The organism is Microbacterium sp. CPCC 204701, assembly GCF_004010105.1.
Lineage (GTDB): Bacteria > Actinomycetota > Actinomycetes > Actinomycetales > Microbacteriaceae > Microbacterium.
Genome location: NZ_RRYE01000491.1, coordinates 1 through 1,882 on the forward strand (window position 1 = coordinate 1; position 1,882 = coordinate 1,882).

Consider the following 1,882-nt stretch of genomic DNA (forward strand, 5'->3'; position numbering starts at 1 on the left):
CGCGGACCGGCCGTGCGAGCGGCGTGCGCGCGATCGGCGTGGGTACGCGCAGCGTCTCGGGCGAGTCGAGCCCGATCCGCTTGAGCGGGATGCCGTGCCACAGCTGCACCACGAAAGCGCCCGACACGGCGTAGCGGTTGACGTCGCCGAAGCCGTGGGTGACGACCACGACTCGTGCACGCGCGGTGCGCCAGAGCCCCTGCAGGGAACGCTTCGAAACCGTCGGGATGCCTCGTGCCGCGGCATCCCTCGCCTCTCGTGCCGAGCCGACCAGCCACACGGCCGGGCGTCCGTCGACGGCGGCCGCGTGCCACAGCGCCAGCGCGCCGTCGCCGATTCCGACCGCGCAGCCGAACACCCACTCGTCGCGCGAGCGCGGCACGGTCGCGGTCAGCAGACGCCCCAGCGCGTACAGCGGGATGGCCGCGAGCTTCTTCGCATTTCCCGCGCCGAACGAGAAGGACGCCACCCCGCGAGCCTACCGTCCGCGTCGCGGAGGCGCTCGCAGGATGGCGTCCTGCGTCGGGACGGGCTATTGCTCGAGCGTCCCGAGGGTGGCGTCCACGGTGCGCGTCTCACCATCGCGGACGTAGGTGATCTCGGCCTCGCTGCCCGCGGCGACCGCGCGCACCTGGGCGGTGAGGTCTGTCGCGTCCGTGATCGGCACGCCGTTGAAGGCGGTCACGATGTCGCCGGCCCGAAGTCCTGCCGCCTCCGCGGGGCCGCCCTCGGTGACGCTCTGCAGGTAAGCGCCTGAGATCGTGGCGTCCTCGACGGATGCCGCGGGCCGCACCATCGCCCCGAGCAGACCGTGCGTCGCCTCGCCGTTCTCGATGATCTCGCCGGTGACCCGCTCGACGACCTTCGACGGGATCGAGAAGCCCACACCGATGGAACCCGAGCCGCCGGCGGAGCCGCCGGCCGTCGCGATCGCGACGTTGATGCCGACCAGCTTGCCCTCGGAGTCGACCAGCGCACCGCCCGAGTTGCCGGGGTTGATCGCAGCGTCGGTCTGGATCACGGCGATCGAGATCGTCTCGGTCGGGGTCTGCTGCTGCGGGCCCTGGCCGAAGTCGAAGCGGAACGGACCGTCCTCGCCGGTCTCGCCCTCGTCCTCCTGCGGCTGCTGGTCCTCGCCGCCGGTGTCGGGGACGGCTGCCGACGCGATCTGGATGGAGCGGTTGAGCGCGCTCACGATGCCGGTGGTGACGGTGTTGGCGAGTCCCAGCGGGGCTCCCACCGCGATCGTCTCGTCGCCGACGTTCAGCTTGCTGGAGTCGGCGAACTCGATCGGTGTCAGCCCTTCGGCATCCGTCAGCTTGATGACCGCGAGGTCGTACATCGGGTCAAGACCGACCACCTCGGCGTCGAAGACCCGGCCGTCCGACGTGGTGACGCGGACCGCGGCGTCGCCGGTCGCGCCATCGAGGGTCACGACGTGCGTGTTCGTCACGACGTAGCCGTCCTCGGTCAGCACGACGCCCGACCCGGTGCCGCTGCCGGCATCGCTCGTCGCGGCGATCGTGACGACGCTCGGGACGACCTTGGCGGCGATCGCCGTGGTCTGGTTCACCGAGTCGGTGTCGTTGACCGTCACCGTGCTCGGGCCCGCCGCGGGGACGGTGCTCGTGGGCGCGAACCAGTTGAGGCCCGCGTAGGTGCCGCCCAGGCCCGCGGCGCCGCCGACGATGGCGGCCGCGACCATGAGGCCGACGACCTTGCCCGCCCCCGAAGGCTTCTTCGGGCTGCCCGACGATGTCGGGGCCGCGGGCGACTCCGGCGTGCCGTCGATCGGGACGGTGCGCTGGGTGTCGGTCGCGGGAGCGCCGAATGCGGCCCCCGGTGCATGCCCCGGCGTGTGGCGCTGGGGGGCGCCCTGCGG

2 protein-coding genes are annotated in these 1,882 nt (G+C 72.5%); both read right to left on the reverse strand.

The genetic code is table 11. From position 1 onward, the window contains the following. The coding region (locus tag EIO58_RS17140; RefSeq protein WP_205789356.1) for a CDP-glycerol glycerophosphotransferase family protein at window positions 1-469 on the reverse strand (469 nt) is incomplete at its 3' end. A 63-nt stretch (window positions 470-532) separates the two neighbouring features. Further along, window positions 533-1,882: S1C family serine protease (locus EIO58_RS17145; protein ID WP_127820469.1), on the reverse strand; the 1,350-nt coding region annotated here is incomplete at its 5' end.